Here is a 20,047-nt window from a genome sequence, read left to right as displayed (position 1 = left end):
TCACCACCCCCTCAGAGCGAGGCGCCCCCGCAGACGACGACGGCCTGGCCCGTCACCGACCTCCCGGCCGGCCCGAGCAGGAACCCGACGAGTGCGGCGACGTCCGCCGGGTCGACGAGGGCACCGAGCGGCGGGACCTTGACCGGGGTGCTCGCGCGACCGGGGTCGTGCGTCATGGCGGTCGCGGTGGGCCCGGGGGCCACGACGTTCACCGTGATGCGGCGCGGGGCGAGTTCCTGGGCCCAGCTGCGGGACAGCCCGGTCAGCGCGGCCTTGGTCGCGGCGTACTGCGACTTGCCCGCCACCCCGACCATGGTGCGGCTGCCGAGCAGCACGACGCGGCCGCCGTCGACGACCCGGTCGGCGAGCGTGTCGACGAGCAGCGCGGCCGCGGCGACGTGGACGTCGAACATGGCCCGCAGGTCCTCGGCGCGCAGCGAGCCCAGCGGGTTCGTCCGCTGGAAACCCGCGCAGTGCACGACGGCGTCGACCGACTCCAGGTCCTCGACTCCCTCCACCACCTGCGCCGCGTCGGCGAGGTCGGCCGCGACCCAGTCCACGGCGGGCAGGTCAGGGGCGGTGCGGGACAACCCCCGGACCCGGTAGCCCTGGTCCAGCAGGTGCGCGGTCACGGCGCGGCCGATGCCCGAGCTGCAGCCGGTGACGACGGCGAGCGGGCTCACCCGTCCACCAGCAGGGCCAGCGGCAGCCGGGCGTAGCGGATCGCGCGGCGGTGCCAGGTGTAGGCGACGTGGACCGTGTCAGCGACGACGAGGACGCTGGGGTACGACAACTCGTGGTTCGCCCCGGCGCGGGAGTCGTTCGTCAGGCAGTTCCCGTCCCCGCCCTCGAGGTCGAGCGAGCGGTCCCAGGTGAGGCCGCCGTCGGTGGAACGGGCCAGGGTCATGGGCGCGCGCGGCGTTCCCCAGACCGCCCGGGGTCCGTCGGCCGAGGTGGGGGTCGAGGAGACCTGGTCGACGATCCCCTCGTCCCCGATCTCGTCGTAGAGGGATTCGCGACGGGGGGTGTCCTCGGTGGCGCGGATGCGGTTGAAGGCGATGACGAGACCGCCGCCGGGGTCCGTCGACACCTGGACCGAGGAGTTGTTGTTGGGCAGCGGCGTGGGTTCCGGCGCCGACCAGCTGTCGCCCCCGTCGGTCGACGTGGACCGGTGGACCGCGTCGGCCCAGCGGCTGCGGTAGAACGCCACGAGCGAGGAGTCCGGGCGCACCTGCACGTTCATGTGCACCATCCCGGTGCTGCCGGGGACGACGACCTCGCGCCAGGTCCGGCCCTCGTCGTCGGAGGTGAGCACGACGCTGTCGTCCTCGTCACCTCGCCACCGAGCTCCCGGCGCGACGGGGCAGCGGAACAAGGGCAGCAGCCAGCGTCCGGCCGGGGTCACGACGGGCGGCTGCCGCACGAACACCCCACCCGCGGCCGACGCCGGCACGAACGTCTCCGTCGGCCCGAACGTCCGGCCACCGTCCGTGGACACCCGGCGGCGCACCTCGGCGGTGTCCTGGTTCCCCGCGGTCTGCGCCGTGTGCAGCAACCACACCTCACCGGCGGGCGTGGTCCACAGGATCGGGTTCTGCTCCGAGCGCTCGGGATCGGACGACAGGCGGACGGGGTCCGACCACGCCGTCGCGTCCGGCGCGAGGACCGACATCCACACGTCGATGTCCGCGACACCCTCCTGGGTCCCGCCGAACCACACGCAGGCGAGGTCACCGCCGGGCAGGACTGCGAGGTTCGCGGCGTGGCACTGGACGGTCGGGGCGGGCAGGAAACCCGACACCACGCCGCCGTCCGCCACGAGGGTGGTCACCGACGGGTCGTCGACCTCCGGCAGCAGGAACTCGCTCACGCCTGCCCCCTCGCGGTCGAGAGGTGCTCGCGCGCGGCGTTCTCCAGGTGCACCACGTCCGAGGCGACGGTGACGAACGTCCAACCGGCCTCGATGCGTCGCCGGGCGACGTCGCCGTGCGGAGTGTGGATGCCCGCCGCGACGCCCGCCGCCTCGCACGCGGCGAGGACCCGGGTCAGGGCCGCGTCGAACTCCTCCTGCACGGCGGGGTCGCCGGGGAACGCGCCCCCGAGACCGATGGACAGGTCGGAGGGCCCGACGTACAGACCGTCGAGCCCGGGGGTCGCGGCGATCTCCTCGACGTTCGCGAGACCGTCGGCGGTCTCGATCATCGCCAGCACCGCCGTCTGCTCGTCCGCCTGCGCGGGGACGGGTCCGACGCGCAGCCCGGACCGCATCGGACCGTAGGACCGGACGCCGTGCGGCGGGTACTTCGCGGACCGGACGGCCGCGGCCGCCTCCGCCGCGGTGTTCACGAGGGGCACGACGATGCCGCGGGCACCGGCGTCGAGGGCGTGGCCGATGGCGGTCGGGTCGTTGGCCGCGACGCGGACGACGCCGGCGGATCCGCCGCAGTCGACGGCGAGCATCCCGTGCAGGACCCCGCTGTGCCCGAGCAGCCCGTGCTGGGCGTCGATCGCGACGTAGTCGTAGCCGAGCCGCGCGACGCGTTCGGTGGCGAACGGCGCGTCGAGGGTGATCCAGTACCCGACGACGAGCTCGCGCGCGCGCACGCGCCGGGCGAAGTCGGCGGGGTCCGGTCGGTCTGCTGCCTGCACGGTCGGGTCTCCTCAGGTGGTGACGGGGTTCAGCGGTTGTAGGCCGGGGCGGGGCCGCGCAGGGCGGCGCCGACCTCGTCGCAGGCCTCGAGCACGTCGGCCGGCAGCGGCCCCGCCGCCAGGGCCTCGAGGTTCTGCTGCAGCTGCTCGGCGCGGGAACCCCCGAGCAGCAGGGAGTCCACGACGTCGCGGTGGGCGGTCCAGCGCAGGGCCAGTTCGGCCATCGGCAGACCTGCGCCGTCGGCCACGGCGCGCAGCCGCTCGACGGCCCCGAACAACTGCTCGTCCCAGTACCGCTGCGAGTACATCTCCGCGAGCCGCGAGGAGCCGAACCGACCCTCTGACGGACGGTCGGAGAACCGGTGCCGCCCGGTCAGCAGCCCCCCACCGAGGGGGTTGTAGACCATGGTCGCGAGGTGGTGGACGGTGGCGAACTCGACGTACTCCTCCTCGATGCGGCGGGCCAGCAGGTTGTAGAGCTGCTGGGCCACGACCGGCCGCGGAGCGCCCACACGGTCCGCAGCGGTCTCGACGTCCGCGATCTGCCAGGCCGCGTAGTTCGAGACGCCGAGGCTGCGCACCTTGCCCTCGGCGACGAGTTCCGCGACCGCCGCCAGCGTGTCCTCGACGGGCGTGGACCGGTCGGGCTGGTGCAGGTACAGCAGGTCGAGCCGGTCGGTCCGCAACCGCCGCAGGCTCGCCTCGACGCAGCGCCGGACCGCGACGGGTGAGAGCAGGGCGTCGTCGCCGGCGTCCGGGTGCGGCATGCCGACCTTCGACGCCAGTTCCACCTCGTCGCGCCGGCCGACGAGGAGGGTCCCGAGGAGTTCCTCGGTCGCGCCGCCGGCGTAGGCGTTGGCGGTGTCGACCGCGGTCACCCCGTGGGTGAGGGCGACGTCGAGCATCTCCTTCGCCGTGCCCTCGTCGACGGTGTCGGCGAACGTCATGGTGCCCAGCACGGGGCGCGCCCCGATGCCTGTGGGGGTGCCTGTCGTGGAGCCGGTCATGCGGCGGTCCCTCCGGTGGTGGTGAGCACGCCGCGGACGACGTGCCGGGGTTTGCGGCCGACCATCGCGGCCGGGTCGAGCGCCGCGCGTCGCAGTCGGCGCGTGTAGTCCTCGGCCGGGCTGGTGAGCACCCGCGCGGTCGGGCCCGACTCGACGACACGACCGCCGCGCATGACGACGACCTCGTCGCTGATGCCCTGCACGACGCCGAGGTTGTGCGAGATGAACAGGCAGCTGATGCCCGTGTCGCGCTGGACCTCGCGCAGCAGGTCGAGCACCTGCGCCTGCACGGAGACGTCGAGCGCGCTCGTCGCCTCGTCGCACAGCAGGAGTTCGGGTTCGGAGGCCAGGGCGCGGGCGATGCCGATGCGCTGCCGCTGCCCGCCGGAGAACTCCGCCGGACGACGTTCCAGGCCGTTGGCGGGCAGACCGACCCGGTCGAACAGCTCGCGGACACGGGCCTCCCGCAGGCCCTTCGCCGTCCCGCGCTGCCGCAGCGCCTCCGCGACGATCTCGGACGCCGTCAGGTGCGGGTCGAGGGAACCGTAGGGGTCCTGGAACACCATCTGCCAGCGGTGCCGCAGCGGCCGCAGCCGGCGGTCGGGCAGGTGGGTGATGTCGGTGCCGTCGAGCACCACCCGGCCGGCCGTGGGTACCAGCAGCCGCATGACGGCCTTGGCGACCGTCGACTTCCCGCAGCCCGACTCCCCCACGACGGCGACGGTCCGCCCGCGCGGCACCCGGAACGAGACGCCGTCCACGGCACGGAAGGAGCCGTACTCCACGACGAGGTCCTCGACCTCGAGAACCGGGGTCTCGTTCACGACCGTCCTCCGTCCGGACCCGTCGCGGGGTCCTCGTCCCAGGGTCCCAGCGTGGGCACCGCCGCGAGCAGGGCCCGGGTGTACTCCTCGCGCGGGTCGGCGATGACGGACTCGACCTCGCCGGACTCCACGAACACACCGCCGCGCATGACGTGGATCCGGTCGGACACGAGCCGGGCCACGCCGAGGTCGTGGGTGATGACGAGCAGCGCGACACCGCGCTGCTCCTGCAGTTCCAGCAGCAGGTCCAGGACGCCGGCCTGCACGGTGACGTCGAGGGCCGAGGTGGGTTCGTCGGCCACGATGAGCTGCGGTTCGCTGGCCAGCGCCATCGCGATGAGGACGCGCTGCAGCATCCCCCCGGACAACTGGTGCGGGAACTTGCGCAGCTGTGCGGGCGGGTCGGGGATGTGGACCTGCTGGAGCAGCCGTTCGGCGCGGGCCTGGACCGCCGCCGCACCGCTGGCCGCCCCGGCGTGCCGGACGGCCTCGCGCAACTGGCTGCCGATGCTGTGCACGGGGCTGAGCGCCGTCATCGGGTCCTGCGGCACGAGCGCCACGGTGCGTCCGCGGGCGGCGGCCAGCGCGCGGGGTTCGCGCAGCACGTCGACACCGTCGAGCACGACGGACCCCGACAGCACCGCGAGGTCGTCGGGCAGCAACCCGAGGATCCCCATGGCGGTCGTCGACTTCCCCGAGCCGGACTCGCCGATGAGCGTGACGGTCTCGCCGCGGTCGACGGAGAACGAGACCCCGTCGACGGCGCGGACGATCCCCCGCGCGGTGATGAGTTCCACCTGCAGGTCCTGGACCTGCAGCAGCGGCGGGGCACCGGCACCCCGGGGTTCGCCCGCAGCGTCACGCACCTGCGGTCCCGTGCGGTCGAGCGTCTTCACGCGGTCCTCCCTCGGCCCAGCAGTCCACGGACGCGACTGCGCCAGGACGTTCCCGCCCCGTCCCGCAGCGCGTCCCCCAGCAGGTTCACCCCGACGACGAGCAGCACGATCGCCACACCCGGGGCGGTGACGAGCCACCAGGCGGTGCCGATGTAGTCCTGGCCGTCGGAGACGATGCGGCCCCAGGTGGCGAACGGGCGTTCCGGCCCGGCGCCGAGGAAGCTCAGCGCGCTCTCCAGCAGCACGGCCTGCGCGAGCAGCAGCAGGACGACGAGCAGGGTCTGCGGCACGACGTTCGGGACGACGTGCCGGACGAGGATCGAGACCCGTCGCAGCCCCAGCGTGCGGGCCGCCGCGACGTACGGCTTCTCCCGCTCCACGAGGACGAGGGAACGGGTCAGCCTCGCCACCTCCGGCCACTGCGCGACGGCGATCACCAGGGTGATGACGGGGATCGACTGCCCGAACAGCGCCACGACGAGGAGAAGCATCATCAGCAGCGGCAGGGACATCTGCGCCTCCAGCAAGCGGGAGACGACGACGTCGACCCAGCGGCCGTAGAACCCCGCCGCGGCACCGAGCACGAGGCCGATGGCCCCCGAGACGACGACCGCGAGCACGCCGACGGCGAGCGAGACCTGACCGCCGTGCAGGACGCGGGAGAGCAGGTCGCGGCCGAGCTGGTCGGTGCCGAGCAGGTGGCCGGCGCTCAGCGGTGGGAGCAACCGGTCCCCGAGGTCCTGCGCGTTCGGGTCCGGCAGCGGCAGGAGGTTCGCGAGCAGGATCGGCACGACGACGATGAGGGCGCACACGAGTCCCGCGACCGTCTTGGTGCGGTTCGCGCGGGCCTGCCGCGTCGTCGCCGCCCGGGCGAGGTGCGCAGCGGTGACCGCGCTGGGCCGCGAGGGGCGGCTGGGGGTTTCCGTGCTCATGCTGCACTCGCCTTCCCGAGACGCACGCGTGGGTCGAGCAGGGGGTAGAGCAGGTCGACGAGGAGCTGGACACCGACCGCGAGGACCGAGGTGACGAGGACGGTGGCCTGGATCAGCGGGTAGTCGCGGGTCTCCAGGGCCCGGACGACGAGGGAACCGACACCGGGCCAGGCGAACACGACCTCGACCACGACGACGCCGTTGAGCATGGCGGCGAACCGGGTGCCGAGCGCGGTGAACACCGGGATCGCCGAGTTCCCCATCGCGTACCGCCAGGTGAGGACGTGGCTGGAGAAACCCCGCGAACGCGCCACCACGAAGTACGGCGCCGCGAGGTTCTGCACCATCTCGCGCCGCACGAGGCGCGACAGCAGCGCGACCTGGAGGATCGCGATGGTCACGGCGGGCAGCAGCAGGCCGCTCCACGTCGTGAACCCCGACGCCGGCAGGACCGGCAGGGCCACGGCGAAGACGCTGAGCAGGAGCACACCGATCCAGAAGTCCGGCATGGACTGCCCCGCGATCGTCGCGACGTTCGCGGCGAGCTCGGACCGGCTGTCGCGACGGCGGGCCATCCAGACGCCCAGCGGGATGGAGACGACCGCGGCGATGACGATGGCCGTGCACGCCAGCGTGAGCGTGTAGGGCATGCGGTCGGCGACGACCGTCAGGGCGGGCGCCTGGAAGCTGTAGGACTGCCCGAGGTTGCCGTGCAGCAGCTGCGACAGGAACGTCAGGTACTGCGACCCCAGCGGGTCGTCGAGGCCGAACCGGTCCCGCACCTGCTGCAACTGCTCCGTCGTGGCCAGGGGCCCGGCGAAGGCGCGGGCAGGGTCGCCGGGCGCGAGACGGATGAGCACGAACACGGTGGACACCGTGAGGAACACGGTGAGGAGGCCCTGGCCGGCCCGCTTCAAGACGTACGTGACCACGGCCTCAGCCCTTCAGCTCGACGGCGGACAGGCGGTAGTTGTTCGCGGGCGACAGGTCGATCCCGTGGACGCGGTCGCGACGGGCGAGGATCGCCTTGGGGTTGAACTGCCAGGCGCAGGGCCAGGTGTCCCACACGGCCTGCTGGGCCTGCTCCGTGAGGTCCTGCCGCCGGGTGGGGTCCGTCTCGGACGACGCGGCGACGATGAGGTCGGTGACGGCCGGCACGACGTAGCCCTGGTAGGTGTCGCGGGTCTCCTCCTTCTCGGCCGTCCCCGCGTACATCCCCTGCAGCATGACGATCGCCTGGCCGGTCGGTCCGGGGAAACCGTTGCCCAGCAGGTCCCAGTCCCCCGCCCGGCCCTGCCGCCACGACATGATGTCGCCGCCGGGCTGGAACTCCCGCAGCCGCGCACGGACGCCGATGTCGCCGAACATGTCCACGAGCGCCTCCATGACGAACGTGTCGCCGGGGAACTCGCCGGACTCCCAGATGATGGTGATCTCGAGGTCCTCCGCGCCCATCGAGGCGAGGATCTTCTTCGCCGCGCCCGGGTCGTAGACGTACTCCCCGGTCTTGACGTACCCGGCCTGGTTGGAGGTGACGACCCCCTCGGCCTGCACGGCGGTCCCCGCGAGGACCTCGTCCACGAGGGACTTGCCGTCGATCGCCATGCTGAGCGCCTGGCGTCCGCGCGGGTCGGCGAGCGGGTGGCCCGGGGGTTTGCGGAAGTTGTAGAAGATCTGGTTGAACCGCAGGCTCGGCACCTCGGTGAGGTGGATCCCTGCCAGCCCCTTCAGCTGCTGGGCCGAGTCGGGGGTGATGGAGTCGATGACGTCGACCTCACCGCTGCGGATCGCGATCACGCGGCTGGACTCCTCGGGGGAGAACCGCACGTCGACCGTCTCGACCCTCGCGGGGGTTCCCCAGTACTTCTCGTTCCGGCGGAGCCGGTAGGTGCCGGTACCGCGGTCGTGGGAGGTCATGACGAAGGGCCCGGAGCCGAGGCCGTCCTGCAGTTCCTCGGGGCGGTTCGCCGCCGCGGGGGTGATGAGGATGTTGCTCATGAGCGCGTCGAGGGTCGGCAGCGGCCGCTCGGTGTCGAGGGTGAACGTCCGGTCGTCGAGCGCGGTGACCGTGGGGATCTCGGGGAAGAAGCTCGCGACGAAGCTGGCGTCGGTGTCGGCGTAGCACTGCAGGGCCGTGGCCACGTCCTGGACCGTGACGGGCGACCCGTCGGAGTAGCAGGCCTCCGGGCGCAGCCGGACGGTCCACCGCGTCGGCTCGGTGAGCTCGAAGCTCTCCGCGAGCACCAGCGCGGGTTCCACGTCCGTGCCGATCTCGGTGAGGGCCTGACGGACGGCCCTCTGCACGGTGACGGCGGCGTCGAACTGGTTCAGCTTGTTGTCCAGGCTGACGAGCGAGCGGTTCAGCGCCAGCGTGAGGGTGTCCGGGCCCGGGGCACCGGTGGGACCCGCACAGGCGGTGAGCCCACCCAGGCCGCCGCCGACGAGTCCGAGGCCCGCCCCGCCGGCGAGCAGCGTGCGGCGGCTGAGCGGGGAGCGACCGGGTGGTCGGGGTGTCGCGGTGGTCATCGGTGACCCCTCATCTCGGCGGGACGGACGGGCTCGTCCTGATCTGCTGGTGCTCTGCTGGTGGTCGAGTGCTGGTCGGTCTGCGGGCGCCGGTGCCGGGGGTGCCGGACGGCGTCGTCCGACGAGCACTGTGCCACCCGTGCTCGAAACGCGCAACGCTCTAGCGCGAAACGCGCAGGCTGTGGAAGCATGGCCGCCACCAGAGCCACGAGGAGGTGACCCGTGACCGCACCCGCTACCCCCCGCACCGCCCCCACCAGCACAGGCTTGCGACGCGTCGTGGCCGACGACCTCTCCGGCGCCGCCGAGGTCGCCGGCGTCCTGCTCGCCCGTGGCCGGGACTGCGAGGTCATCCTCGACGGCTCCCCCCGCGACTCCCTCGCCACGTCCCTCCGCAGCCCGGCGGACGAGGGCGTCACCACCGTCGTCGACACCGACCACCGGGCGGTCGACCCCGCGTCGGCCCGCGACGCCGTGCGGGCCGCCACCGCGGACCCGGCCGGGGCCGCACTCGTCGTCGTCAAGGTCGACTCGCTGTGGCGCGGCAACGTGGGGCCCACCGTCGACGCGCTGCGCGACAACGGTTTCCAGGTCGTCGTGGCCGGCGCGCTGCCGTCGCTGGGCCGGACCGTGCGCGGGGGGCTGCCCGTCGTCGGTGACGTCCCCCTCGCCGACACCGCGCTGTGGGCCCTCGAACCGCACCCCGCGCCGCGAGCTGTGGCGGACCTGCTGGACGGGCCGGTCACCGCCGTCCCCCTCGACGTCCTGCGCGCCGGGTGGACGCTCGGCGGGCAGGACCTGTCGGTGCTCGACGGGGAGACCGACGCCGACCTGCGCGCCGCTGCGACCGCCGCCGTCGACGCCGTGACCGGCGGCCGTCGCGTGGCCCTCGTGGGCAGCGCCGCCCTCGTCGCCGCCGTCGCCGACACCACGTCCGCGCCGCCCCGCGGCACCGCCGCCCCCCTCGTGGCGCCCGGGCACCGGCCGGTGGTCCTCGCGGTCGGCAGCGGCTCGGCCGCGGCGACTGCGCAGACCGCGCACCTGCGAGCAGCCGCCCTCGTGGACGATCACACCCACCTGCTGACGATCGATCCGGTGGACCGACCAGGCGAGGCCGTCGCCGACCTCGCGCGCCGCGTCGGCCGGACGCACCCCGCCGCCGACCTCGTCCTCACCGGCGGTCAGACGGCCCGCGCCGTCCTCGACCACCTCGGCGTGCGCCGGCTGCGGCCGGTCGCCCAGCCCGACCACGGCGTCGTCGTCAGCCTCGCCGACGACGGCCGCCTCGTCGCCACCAAACCCGGCAGCTTCGGGCAGGACCCGACGCTCACCGACCTCGTCCGGCTGCTGCGTGCTCTGCGCAGCGGCGCCCCCACCGCACCCCAGGAGATCCTGTGACCCCCTCGACCGCCGTCATGGACGCCCGGCCCGCGATCGCCGTCACGATGGGCGACGGCGCCGGGGTCGGCCCCGAGGTCACCGTCGGGGCCCTCCTCGACCCCGCCGCCTACCGGGACGGGCGGCCCGTCGTCGTCGGGGACGCCGAGCGGCTTCGGCAGGCCGCGCGAGCCCTGGGCGTCGAGGCGGACGTGGTGGTCGTCGAGGACGTGACCGCCGCCGAGTTCACGCCCGGTCGCATCAACGTCGTCGACCCGGGCCTGCTGCCCGCGGACCTGCCGTGGGGCGAGCTGTCTGCCGAGGCCGGTCACGCCGCCCACGAGTACGTGCGCATCGCCTGCGGACTCGCGATGGCCGGGGACGTCCAGGCCATCTGCACCGCGCCCCTCAACAAGGCGGCCCTCCACGCGGCCGGTCACCTGTACCCGGGACACACCGAACTCCTCGCGCACTTCTGCGGTGTGGAGGAGGTGTCGATGATGCTGACGACCCCGCGCATCAAGGTCATCCACGTCACGACCCACATCGGGCTCCTCGACGCGATCGCGCGCATCGAACCCGGTCTCGTCGAGCGCACCATCCGTCGCGGTGCCGAGGCCCTGCGGCGGGCGGGGAACCCGAACCCCCGCATCGGGGTCTGCGCCATCAACCCGCACGCCGGGGAGAACGGCCTGTTCGGGTACGGCGAGGAGGCCGAGAAGATCACTCCGGGTGTCGAGGCCGCGCGGGCGGCGGGCGTCGACGCGGTCGGCCCGCTGCCCGCCGACACGGCGTTCTTCCTCGGCGGTCGCGGTGACTACGATCTGATCGTCGCGATGTACCACGACCAGGGCCACGGCCCCGTGAAGGTGCTCGGGATCGAGGCGGGGGTCAACATCACCGTGGGGTTGCCCGTGATCCGCACGTCGGTCGACCACGGCACGGCGTTCGACATCGCGGGAACCGGACGGGTGGAGGTCGGCAGCATGGTCGAGGCGTTGCGGCAGGCCACGGAACTCGCGGGTGCGCCCGCACCGACGGGGGCGTGAACCGGGCGTGAGCGAACCCGCCACCGCGTCGGGGACCGAGGCGCGACGCCGGGAGATCCTGCACCTGGCCAGCACGTCCGGGCTGGCCAGCGTCGAGGAACTCTCGGCACGGCTCGGCGTGACGGCCTCCACGATCCGCCGCGACCTCGCACGGTTGCGGGACCAGGGCCTCATCACCCGGACCTACGGCGGCGCCGCCCCGTCCGTCGCGCACCCGGAGCAGTCGCTGCGGCAGCGCACCGGTGAGGCGTTCGAGGCCAAGCGCGGCATCGCCCGCTGGGCGGCCCGTCAGGTGCGTCCGGGTGAGACCGTGATGCTCGACGCGGGGACGACCGTCGGCGCGCTCGCCCACGAACTGCGACGGTGCGCACCGCTCACCGTCGTCACCACGGGCCTGACCGTCCTGGACGAACTCGCCGACGCCGACGACGTCGAGGTCGTCTCCCTCGGGGGTTCCCTGCGCCACCTCAGCCAGGGTTTCGTCGGCCCCCTCACCGAGGCCGCGCTGGAACGCGTCACCGCCGACGCCGTCTTCCTCGGCGCCGACGGGGTGAGCGCCGAGGACGGGATCTGCGAGGCCGACCAGCAGCAGACCCGTCTGAAGGAACTCATGGCGCGACGCGCGGACCGCGTGCACGTCCTCGCCCACGCCGCCAAGCTCAGCCGCCGCCCGTTCCACGCCTGGGCGCCGATGCCCGCGGGGTGGACGCTCGTCACCGACGAGGGCGCCGACCCGTCCGCCCTCGCCCCGTTCCACGCGGCGGGCGTGCGGGTCGTGGTGACCGACGGAGAGGGTGCCGAGGTTCCCTGAGCCCGGGTCGGGGCCGGCGCCAGCACGGCCGGGCACCCACCAGGACACCCTCGAATGTCACCACGTGGGGTGAGACGTGGGTGTCCTCCGCGCGTCGCCCTGGCGACGTCGAGCGGACACCCACGGGTGTTCCCACGCCCGATCCCACGTAAGACCGGCTACGGGACCGGCCCGACGGTCGTGATCGCGACCGGGACGCCGGTCCCAGGCCCGGTCCGACCACCACGCGGGCTCCGGGCCCTCCCGCGCGGTCCGGACCCGTCGGGGAGGACGTCGGGACCGCGGGTGTCAATAGGTCTCCGCCGTCACCGGCCACAGCACCCCGACGAGCCACTGCGCCAGCAGCGCGAGCACGACGACGACGAGCACCAGCAGCGGCCCGAGCACGCGCACGTCCCTCATGCCCGCCCCGACCTCACCCCTGCTGCCGGGGGTCCCGCAACACGTCCCGCCACGAGTGCTGCGGCTCGAACCCGAGCAGGTCGCGGGCCTTGTCGATGCAGTAGAACGTCTCGTCGCGACCCATCTCGCGCCGCACCTCGACGCCCGCGTAGAACTCCTCGACGACCTCCTGCGTCGTGGCGGCGACCGACATGTCGGCGTTCGCCACGTTGAAAACCTGGAACCCCAGGCCGTCCGTCTGCAGGGCCTTCAGCGTCGCCTGCCCGAGGTCGCGGGTGTCGATGTAGGCGAAGACGTTGCGACGGCGCAGGGACGGGTCCTGCAGGAACGCCGGGAACTTCTCGGCGTACTCGTGGGGCTCGACGACGTTGTTGATGCGGAACCCGTAGACGTCCGCGCCCGTGCGCGCCTGGAAGGAGCGGGAGACGACCTCACCGGCGACCTTCGACATCGCGTAGGAGTCCTCCGGCACGACGGGGTGCTCCTCGTCGACGGGGACGTAGAGGGGTTTGCGCTCGCCCTGGGCGAAGCAGATGCCGTACGTCGTCTCCGAGGAGGCGAACACCACCTTGCGGATCCCGAGCCGCGTCGCGGCCTCCAGCACGTTGTAGTGCGCACGGATGTTGGTCTCGAACGTCGTCGCGTCCGGGGCCCGCAGGATCGTGGGGATCGCGGCGAAGTGGACCACGGCGTCGTAGGCCGAACCCCCGGGAGCGCGACCGGGGCCGTCGAGGTCCGCCGTCGTCGGCATCCCCGCCAGCGCCGAGTACACCTGGCCGGTGTCGGTCAGGTCGACGTGCAGGTCGGTCACGTCGGGGTGGCCGAGCGGGCTGAGGTCCGCGTTCGTCACGTGGTGCCCCTGGGAGGCCAGGTAGGGCGCGACGTGGTGTCCGGCCTTGCCGCTGCCGCCCGTGAAGAAGATGCGCATGCGCCCACCCAACCACCCCGTCGGGAACTCGCCAGGCCAGAGCACGGGGTCTACGGTCGCGGACGTGGACGCAGCCCCCCTCCGCCTCGGCGTCGTCGGCACGGGATTCCGAGCCGGACTGTTCCTGGACCTCGTGGCCCGGGTGCCGCACCTCGTCGAGGTGACGGGCGTCCTGGGCCGCAGCCGCGCCTCCACCGAGGCCGCGGTGGCCGGTCGGGGCCTGCCCGTCGCCGACGACCTCACCGGTCTGCTGGGAACCGCGCCGGAACTCGTCCTCGTCGCGGTGCCCGTCGCTGCGGCACCCGCAGTCGTCACCGACCTCGTGACCCGCGGCGCGCGGGTCCTCACCGAGACGCCCCCGGCCCCGGACCTCGACGGACTGCGGGCGCTGTGGGACGCAGTGGGTGCGAGCGGGCGCGTCCAGGTCGCCGAGCAGTACCTGCTGTTCCCCCACACCGCCGCCCGCCTGCGCGTCGTGCGGGACGGCCGGATCGGGGACGTGACGTCGGTCCAGGTCTCCTCCACGCAGACGTACCACGCCACGTCGCTGGTCCGGGGATTCCTGGGCGTCGGTGCCGCGCCGGCCCGTGTCGTCGCGAGCGCCACCACCGCGCCCCTGGCCGACCCCATCGCCCGCCCGGGCTGGACGGGCGACGCCACCCCCCGACCGCAGACCACGACGGTGGCGACCCTCGACGTCGGGGACGGTCGCAGCGCGCTCTACGACTTCACCCAGACGCAGACGCGGAACCCGTTGCGCACCCGGCGACTGGTGGTGCGCGGCAGCCAGGGCGAACTCGTCGACGACCGGGTGGTGCGGCTGGCGGACGCGACGACCGTCCTCACGTCGTCGCTGGAACGCCGGCAGACCGGTCACCAGCAGGACGTCCAGGGTCTCGACCTGGACCAGATCTCCCTCGAGGGCCGGGTGGTGTTCCGCAACCCGTTCGTCGGGTCGCGGCTCTCGGACGAGGAGGTCGCGCTGGCCGAGCTGTTCCGGCGGTCGACCGCATGGGTCCGCGACGCGGGTCCCGAGCCCTACCCGCTGGCCGCCGCCGCGCAGGACCACCTGCTCGGCCTGGCCATCACCGAGTCCGCGCGCACGGGGCAGCCGGTCACGACGACCCGCGAGGCGTGGGCGGGCGCGCTGGCGTGAGGGCGGTCGTCCTGGGGGTCAACGGGATGACGGGGCGCGCGATCGCCACCGCGCTCGTCGCCGCGGGCCACGAGGTCGTGGGCACCGGTCGTTCCGCGGAGCGGTTCCCGGCCGTGCTGCGCGACCTCGGGGTCGAGTTCCTGCGGTCGGACCGCGACGACCCGGCGCAGGTCCTCGCCGCACTGGGGCCGGGCGCGGACGTGGTCGTCGACGTGGTCGCCTACACCGCCGCGCACGCCCGCCGCGTCCTGGCCGCCTCGTCGGGCATCGGGTCGGTGGTCGTCGTCTCGAGCAAGGCCGTCTACGTCGACGACCGGGGACGGCACTCGAACAGCGACGACCCACCGGACTTCGGTCGGCCCGTCGCGGAGGACGACCCCGTGCTGCCCCCGGACCCCTCGGGGAACCACGCCTCCCGCGAGGGGTACGGGCCGAACAAGAGGGCGGTCGAGGAGGTGTACCGGTCGGCCGACGTTCCGGTCTCGGTGCTGCGCCCCTCGCGCATCCACGGCCCCGGAGCCACCGCACCGCGGGAGGCGTGGGTCCTGGACCGCATCCACGCGGGGCAGCGGGTGTTACGGCTCCCCCACGCCGCGGACGCCGGGAACCACCCGACCGCCGCGGCCAACCTCGCGCGTCTCGCGGTGCTGTGCGCGGAACACCCGGCCCACCGGGTGCTGAACAGCGCCGACCCGGGAACCCCCACGGCGGGCGAGGTCGTGCAGGCGGTCGCCGCGGCCGCCGGCGTGGACGTGGACGTCGTCGACGACCCCGCCGGCCAACCCTCGCCGTGGAGTTCCTGGCCGCCGTTCTTCCTCGACACGAGCGCCGCCGAGGCGCTGGGGTACCGGCCCGTCGGGACGCACGCCGAGACGGTCGTCGCGAGCGTGCGGGACCTGCTCGCCCGCCGGAGGGCGTCGTCCTGACCGGCCTCAGGCCGTCGGCACCCAGAACCTCAGCTTCTCGCCGCGCCGTCCCTCGAACAGCCCACCGTTGGCCTCGATGACCCGGCGGGAACCCACGTTGTCGACGTCGCACGTCACGAGCACGCACTCCAGCCCCAGCGCGTTCGCGACCGGCAGCACGGCCGCCAGCATCGCCGTCGCGTGCCCGCGCCGCCGCGCGGCGGGGGCGACCCAGTACCCGACGTGCCCGCCGAGGTCGCGCAGCCGCGGGGTCAGGCGGTGCCGCACCTGCACCCGCCCCAGGAACTCCGCCCCGTCCACCCACCACAGGTTCGTGGAGGGGACGAAACCCTCGGGTCGTGGAGTGCCCTCGCGGGCGTCGGCGACGAAGCGGTCGGTCCAGGCGTCGAACTCCGCGTCGTCCATCCCCGCGACCCCGGCGTAGGTCGGGTGGTCGTCCCACTCCCCCGACCGCGCGGCCCGGCGGACCGAGCCGGCCAGGGACGAGCGCGGGGCGACGAGGGACGGCACGTCAGGACAGGCCCTGCAGCGCAGGCGCTCCCGGCGGGTAGTACGCACGCATCCAGCTCGGGAACTCCTGCAGGATCCGGTCGTACAACTCCTCGTCGCTCACCGCGTCGAGGTCGTCGAGGGCGAAGAAGCCCGTGTTGTCGTACTGCCGGTCAGCCAGGGTGTCGAGCTTCTCGAGGATCCCGTAGTTGCTGCGACCGATGCCGATGAACTGCCAGAACACGGGTTCGCGCTCGACGGCGCGCAACGCCTTCTCGGTGCCCTTGTTGTCGGTGACCCCGCCGTCGTGGAAGAACAGCACGAGGGTGGGGATGTCGAGGGGTTCGCGGGCGACGTAGCGCGCGACGTCCTCGATGACGGCCTTCTCGTTGTTCCAGCCCTCGGCCTCGGTGTAGCGCTTGGCGGTGTAGGTCTGCAGCCACTGCGGCAGGTCGCCGATGGTGATGTCCTCCAGGCGCTTGGCCCGGCCGCCCATCGCCCAGGCCTGCATCTCCGCGCCGTCGTCGACCTGCGCGGCGACGGGCGCCACGCGTTCCACGGCGCGGGAGAACACGCCCTTGCGGTAGAGGGAACTCGTGCTGCCGGAGACGTCGAGCACGACGACGACCCGACACCGCAACCCCGTCATCTTGTGCTTGGTCAGGACGAGCGCGACCTGCTGCTTGCGCAGGTTCAGCGCCTTGCGCATGTCGACGGGCAGCTTCTCCTCACCCTTGGTGAGGGACACCGCAGGGGCAGCAGGTACGGCGGCGGGTTCCACAGAGGGTTCGTCGACGTCCACCCCGAAGTCCGTGGCCAGGCCGGCGAGGCCGTTGTCGTACCCCTGACCCACGGCGCGGACCTTCCACGCGCCGCCGCGCTGGTAGACCTCGGCGAGGACGACGACGGTCTCCGCGCCCAGCCGGGACGGGGAGAACTCGACGGTCGACGACCCGTCCTCCAGGACCAGCCGGACGGTGGTGCCGGCGAACGTCGAGCCCTCGGTCTCGGGGCTGGCCACGACGACGACCCGGTCGGCGCCCGGGCGCAGTGCGCCGAGGTCGAGCGCGAGCTGCCGCCCGTCGAGCCGCACCCCGGGCGCGGACGGCTGGTTGAAGAACACCATGTCGGCATCGCCGCCGACCTTGCCGTCGGGGTTCACGACGAGGGCGGTCACGTCGACCGGTCCCTCCACGCGCACCCGCAGGGACGAACCGGTGAGCGGGGCGTTGCCGCCCTCGGTGAGCGTGGTCACCGTCCTGTTCTACCGGACCGGGGAGCAGTCCCGGGCAGACAGGGGAGGTGAGGGGTGACAGGGTGCGGGCATGTCCACCTGGTTCATCACCGGCTGCTCGACCGGCCTGGGGCGCTCGCTCGCCGAAGCCGTCCTCGCCCGCGGCCACCGCGCCGTCGTCACCGCCCGCGACGCCTCGAGGGTCGAGGACATCGCGGCGGGTCACCCCGACTCCGCGCTCGCCCTGTCCCTCGACGTCACCTCCCCCGAGCAGGTGGCCGCGGCCGTCCGCGCGGCCGAGGAGCGGTTCGGCGGCATCGACGTCGTCGTCAACAACGCCGGGTACGGCTACCGCGCCGCCGTCGAGGAGGGGGTGGACGCCGACGTCGAGCGGCTGTTCGCCACCCACGTCTTCGGGGCGGCCTCCGTCCTCAAGGCCGTCCTGCCCGGGATGCGGGAACGCCGCAGCGGGACGGTCCTCAACATCTCCTCGATCGGGGCCCACGTCTGTCCGCCCGGGTCCGGGTACTACGCGGCGGCCAAGGCGGCCCTGGAGGCGATGTCCCGCTCGTTGCGCACCGAGCTCGCGCCGCTGGGCATCCGCGTGACGATCGTCGCCCCGGGCGGGTTCCGCACGGACTTCGCGGGCCGGTCGCTGACGCAGTCCCCCGAGCCCATCGCCGACTACGCCGAGACCGCCGGTCCCCGGCGCATCGAGAACGACACCGCGCACGGCACCCAGCCGGGCGATCCCGCGAAGGCCGCCGAGGCGATGATCGCGCTGGCCGAGGCGGAGAACCCGCCGTCCGCGGTGTTCCTCGGGTCCGACGCGCTGTCGGCGATCGAGGGCGTGCTCGAGCAGCGCCGCTCGGAGGTCAACGTCTGGCGCGAGCTGAGCACCAGCACCGACTTCTGACGCGGTCCCCGTCCAGGTCCCGTCCGGATGTCGTGGACGACGCCCTGTGGTTGCCTGACGCCATGACACGCATCGGGACCTCTGACCTCGACGTCCGCCCGCTCAACCTGGGCGGCAACGTCTTCGGCTGGACCGCCGACGAAGCCACCTCGCACGCCGTCCTCGACGCCTTCGTCGAGGGCGGCGGGGACTTCATCGACACCGCCGACGTGTACTCCGCCTGGTCCGACGGTGGCGCCGGGATCTCCGAGACGATCATCGGGAACTGGCTCGCGAAGACCGGCAAGCGCGACCAGGTCGTCATCGCCACCAAGGTCGCCAGCAAGGAGGACCGCAAGGGCCTGGGCGCCGAGAACATCCGCGCGGCCGTCGACGAGTCGCTGCAGCGCCTGCAGACCGACCGCATCGACCTGTACTGGGCCCACCAGGACGACAGGGACACCCCGCTGGCCGAGACCCTCGGCGCGTTCGACGAGCTCGTCACCGCCGGGAAGGTCCGTGCGATCGGCGCCTCGAACTACACCGGCGCCCGCCTCACCGAGGCCCTGGAGACCTCGCGGCGCGAGGGCTTCGCGAGCTACGTCGCCGCGCAGAACCACTACAACCTCGTCGAGCGCGAGGAGTACGAGCGCGACGCGCTGCCCGTCGTGGAGGCGAACGGGCTGGCCTCGCTGCCCTACTTCTCGCTGGCCTCGGGGTTCCTCACGGGCAAGTACCGCCCGGGCCGGCTCGCGGACTCCCAGCGACAGGCGAACGCCGCGGCCTACCTGGACTCCCCGCGCGGCCCGCGCGTCCTGGAGGCGCTCGACACCGCGGCCGCCGCGCACGGCGTCGACGTCGCCACCGTGGCCCTCGCGTGGCTGCGCTCGCAGCCGACCGTCGTCGCCCCGATCGCGAGCGCCCGCACGGTGGAGCAGCTGCCCGCGCTGCTGGCCTCGATGGACCTCGAGCTGACGTCCGAGGAGCTCTCCGCTCTGGACCACGCCTCCCGCTGAGCGGGAGGTCGGCGGCTCACAGGAACGACACGTTCCCTGCACGCGCTGCGGTACGCACGGCTCGCGTGCGTACCGCAGAGTGGAGGGATGAGCACGACTGCCGAGCACCAGCCCTGGAGCCCACCCCGCACCGCGTCCGCCCGCCGGACCTGGTCCGCGGTGGCGCTCGGGGCTGCGTGGTGGCAGCTCGCGGCCCTCGGCGTGCTGTACGTCGTCTGCGTGCGGACGGCCACGGGGCAGCGGCACGAGAACCGGCTGCACACCCTCGCCCTGGAGAACCGCGGCTCGGAGACGGGGTGGCTGCGCACGGCGTTCGACCTCGTCGACCGGTTGCAACCCCACCACCTCGTGCTCGGGGTCGCCGTCGTCGGGCTCGTGGGGGTCGTGCGGGGCCGCCTGGGCGCGGCGGTGCGCGGCGTCGTCGTGGCGGCCGGGACGCTCGGGGTGACGGAACTGCTCAAGCTGGTCCTGCTGGAGCGGCCGGACCTGCTCGAGCACAGTTCGTCGGCCAACAGCCTGCCGAGCGGGCACACGTCCGCGGTGCTCGGCCTGGCCCTGGGTCTCCTGGTCGCCGGGCCGCGCTGGCTGCGCGCTCCGCTGGCGCTGGCCGGCGCGGCGGCCGCGGGCGCGATGGGCGCCTTCGTCATCGCCGACGGGTGGCACCGGGTGAGCGACGTCCTCGCCTCGGCGCTGGTCGGCTCGATCGTCCTGTGCCTCGTGCAGGTCCTCCCGCACCGCGGTGAGCGGCGCCGCGGCGCGCTCGTGCGGCTCTCCCTCGTCGTGCCGGCCGCCGCGGCCGCCGCGCTCGTCGTCGTCTACGCCGGCGACGCCTCGCTGACGACGTCCTACCTCCTGGCCGGCACGGTCGTCGCCCTCACCGTGCTGGCGGCCTCGCTCGCCCTCCCGCGAGAGGTGGCGCGCAGGGGCTGA

20 protein-coding genes are annotated in these 20,047 nt (G+C 73.6%); 8 read left to right on the top strand and 12 right to left on the bottom strand.

What is annotated here, in order from left to right; all coding sequences use genetic code 11:
- Window positions 1-11: 11 nt before the first annotated feature.
- From AB1207_RS06670 to AB1207_RS06630, 9 genes are read right to left on the bottom strand one after another with little or no spacing between them, the layout of a single operon-like run.
- On the bottom strand, window positions 12-683 hold the full coding sequence (locus AB1207_RS06670) for an SDR family NAD(P)-dependent oxidoreductase (RefSeq protein WP_367637126.1): 672 nt from the start codon (window positions 681-683) through the stop codon (window positions 12-14).
- Window positions 680-1,870 carry a sialidase family protein gene (locus AB1207_RS06665; protein WP_367637124.1) on the bottom strand — a complete coding sequence of 397 codons (1,191 nt, stop codon included), beginning with the start codon at window positions 1,868-1,870 and terminating at the stop codon, window positions 680-682. The genes AB1207_RS06670 and AB1207_RS06665 overlap by 4 nt, the downstream gene beginning before the upstream one ends.
- Window positions 1,867-2,649: an HpcH/HpaI aldolase family protein gene (locus AB1207_RS06660; RefSeq protein WP_367637122.1), complete on the bottom strand. Its 783-nt coding sequence runs from the start codon at window positions 2,647-2,649 to the stop codon at window positions 1,867-1,869. Before AB1207_RS06660 ends, AB1207_RS06665 begins: the two co-directional genes overlap by 4 nt.
- A 29-nt stretch (window positions 2,650-2,678) precedes the next feature.
- Complete coding sequence (locus AB1207_RS06655) at window positions 2,679-3,656, bottom strand: aldo/keto reductase (RefSeq protein ID WP_367637120.1); 978 nt, start codon at window positions 3,654-3,656, stop codon at window positions 2,679-2,681.
- Window positions 3,653-4,480: an ATP-binding cassette domain-containing protein gene (locus tag AB1207_RS06650; protein WP_367637118.1), complete on the bottom strand. Its 828-nt coding sequence runs from the start codon at window positions 4,478-4,480 to the stop codon at window positions 3,653-3,655. Before AB1207_RS06650 ends, AB1207_RS06655 begins: the two co-directional genes overlap by 4 nt.
- Window positions 4,477-5,346, bottom strand: a complete 870-nt coding sequence (locus AB1207_RS06645; protein WP_367637408.1) for an ABC transporter ATP-binding protein — start codon at window positions 5,344-5,346, stop codon at window positions 4,477-4,479. Before AB1207_RS06645 ends, AB1207_RS06650 begins: the two co-directional genes overlap by 4 nt.
- A 26-nt stretch (window positions 5,347-5,372) precedes the next feature.
- Window positions 5,373-6,308, bottom strand: a complete 936-nt coding sequence (locus AB1207_RS06640) for an ABC transporter permease (RefSeq protein ID WP_367637116.1) — start codon at window positions 6,306-6,308, stop codon at window positions 5,373-5,375.
- Window positions 6,305-7,240 carry an ABC transporter permease gene (locus AB1207_RS06635; RefSeq protein ID WP_367637114.1) on the bottom strand — a complete coding sequence of 312 codons (936 nt, stop codon included), beginning with the start codon at window positions 7,238-7,240 and terminating at the stop codon, window positions 6,305-6,307. The genes AB1207_RS06640 and AB1207_RS06635 overlap by 4 nt, the downstream gene beginning before the upstream one ends.
- Window positions 7,241-7,244: 4 nt before the next feature.
- Complete coding sequence (locus AB1207_RS06630; RefSeq protein WP_367637113.1) at window positions 7,245-8,834, bottom strand: ABC transporter substrate-binding protein; 1,590 nt, start codon at window positions 8,832-8,834, stop codon at window positions 7,245-7,247.
- A 222-nt stretch (window positions 8,835-9,056) separates the two neighbouring features.
- On the opposite strand from AB1207_RS06630, the gene AB1207_RS06625 reads away from it, so the two are divergent.
- The 3 genes from AB1207_RS06625 to AB1207_RS06615 are packed head-to-tail and all read left to right on the top strand — an operon-like array spanning window position 9,057 to window position 12,071.
- Complete coding sequence (locus AB1207_RS06625; RefSeq protein WP_367637112.1) at window positions 9,057-10,232, top strand: four-carbon acid sugar kinase family protein; 1,176 nt, start codon at window positions 9,057-9,059, stop codon at window positions 10,230-10,232.
- A complete protein-coding gene (gene pdxA, locus AB1207_RS06620) occupies window positions 10,229-11,260 on the top strand; it encodes a 4-hydroxythreonine-4-phosphate dehydrogenase PdxA (RefSeq protein ID WP_367637111.1) in 1,032 nt (343 codons plus the stop codon). The genes AB1207_RS06625 and pdxA overlap by 4 nt, the downstream gene beginning before the upstream one ends.
- 7 nt (window positions 11,261-11,267) lie before the next feature.
- Window positions 11,268-12,071, top strand: a complete 804-nt coding sequence (locus AB1207_RS06615; RefSeq protein WP_367637110.1) for a DeoR/GlpR family DNA-binding transcription regulator — start codon at window positions 11,268-11,270, stop codon at window positions 12,069-12,071.
- A 415-nt stretch (window positions 12,072-12,486) separates the two neighbouring features.
- On the opposite strand, the gene AB1207_RS06610 is transcribed toward AB1207_RS06615, so the two are convergent.
- Window positions 12,487-13,401 carry an NAD-dependent epimerase/dehydratase family protein gene (locus AB1207_RS06610; protein WP_367637407.1) on the bottom strand — a complete coding sequence of 305 codons (915 nt, stop codon included), beginning with the start codon at window positions 13,399-13,401 and terminating at the stop codon, window positions 12,487-12,489.
- 64 nt (window positions 13,402-13,465) lie between these two features.
- Between AB1207_RS06610 and AB1207_RS06605 the strand changes: the two genes are divergently transcribed.
- Window positions 13,466-14,557: a Gfo/Idh/MocA family oxidoreductase gene (locus tag AB1207_RS06605; RefSeq protein ID WP_367637108.1), complete on the top strand. Its 1,092-nt coding sequence runs from the start codon at window positions 13,466-13,468 to the stop codon at window positions 14,555-14,557.
- Complete coding sequence (locus tag AB1207_RS06600; RefSeq protein ID WP_367637107.1) at window positions 14,554-15,483, top strand: NAD-dependent epimerase/dehydratase family protein; 930 nt, start codon at window positions 14,554-14,556, stop codon at window positions 15,481-15,483. Before AB1207_RS06605 ends, AB1207_RS06600 begins: the two co-directional genes overlap by 4 nt.
- Before the next feature lie 6 nt (window positions 15,484-15,489).
- Here AB1207_RS06600 and AB1207_RS06595 read toward each other — a convergent pair whose 3' ends face one another.
- The gene (locus AB1207_RS06595) at window positions 15,490-15,993 is read right to left on the bottom strand and encodes a GNAT family N-acetyltransferase (protein WP_367637105.1); all 504 of its coding nucleotides are present in this window, start codon (window positions 15,991-15,993) and stop codon (window positions 15,490-15,492) included.
- Window position 15,994: 1 nt separating this feature from the next.
- Window positions 15,995-17,227, bottom strand: coding sequence for a VWA domain-containing protein (locus tag AB1207_RS06590; RefSeq protein ID WP_367637103.1), 1,233 nt, complete (start codon window positions 17,225-17,227; stop codon window positions 15,995-15,997).
- A gap of 70 nt (window positions 17,228-17,297) precedes the next feature.
- Here AB1207_RS06590 and AB1207_RS06585 point away from each other — a divergent pair, with 70 nt between their 5' ends.
- The 3 genes from AB1207_RS06585 to AB1207_RS06575 all read left to right on the top strand — a co-directional run bounded on the left by AB1207_RS06585 (window position 17,298) and on the right by AB1207_RS06575 (window position 20,047).
- Window positions 17,298-18,122 (top strand): oxidoreductase, encoded by an 825-nt coding sequence (locus AB1207_RS06585; RefSeq protein WP_367637102.1) that lies wholly within the window; start codon window positions 17,298-17,300, stop codon window positions 18,120-18,122.
- 62 nt (window positions 18,123-18,184) lie between these two features.
- A complete protein-coding gene (locus tag AB1207_RS06580) occupies window positions 18,185-19,117 on the top strand; it encodes an aldo/keto reductase (RefSeq protein ID WP_367637101.1) in 933 nt (310 codons plus the stop codon).
- An 87-nt stretch (window positions 19,118-19,204) separates the two neighbouring features.
- Window positions 19,205-20,047, top strand: coding sequence for a phosphatase PAP2 family protein (locus tag AB1207_RS06575; protein ID WP_367637099.1), 843 nt, complete (start codon window positions 19,205-19,207; stop codon window positions 20,045-20,047).

Origin of the sequence: Kineococcus endophyticus (assembly GCF_040796495.1) — a bacterium.
Classification (GTDB): domain Bacteria; phylum Actinomycetota; class Actinomycetes; order Actinomycetales; family Kineococcaceae; genus Kineococcus; species Kineococcus endophyticus.
Note: the sequence above shows the minus strand (reverse complement) of the source record. Positions and strands in the feature narration are given on the sequence as shown.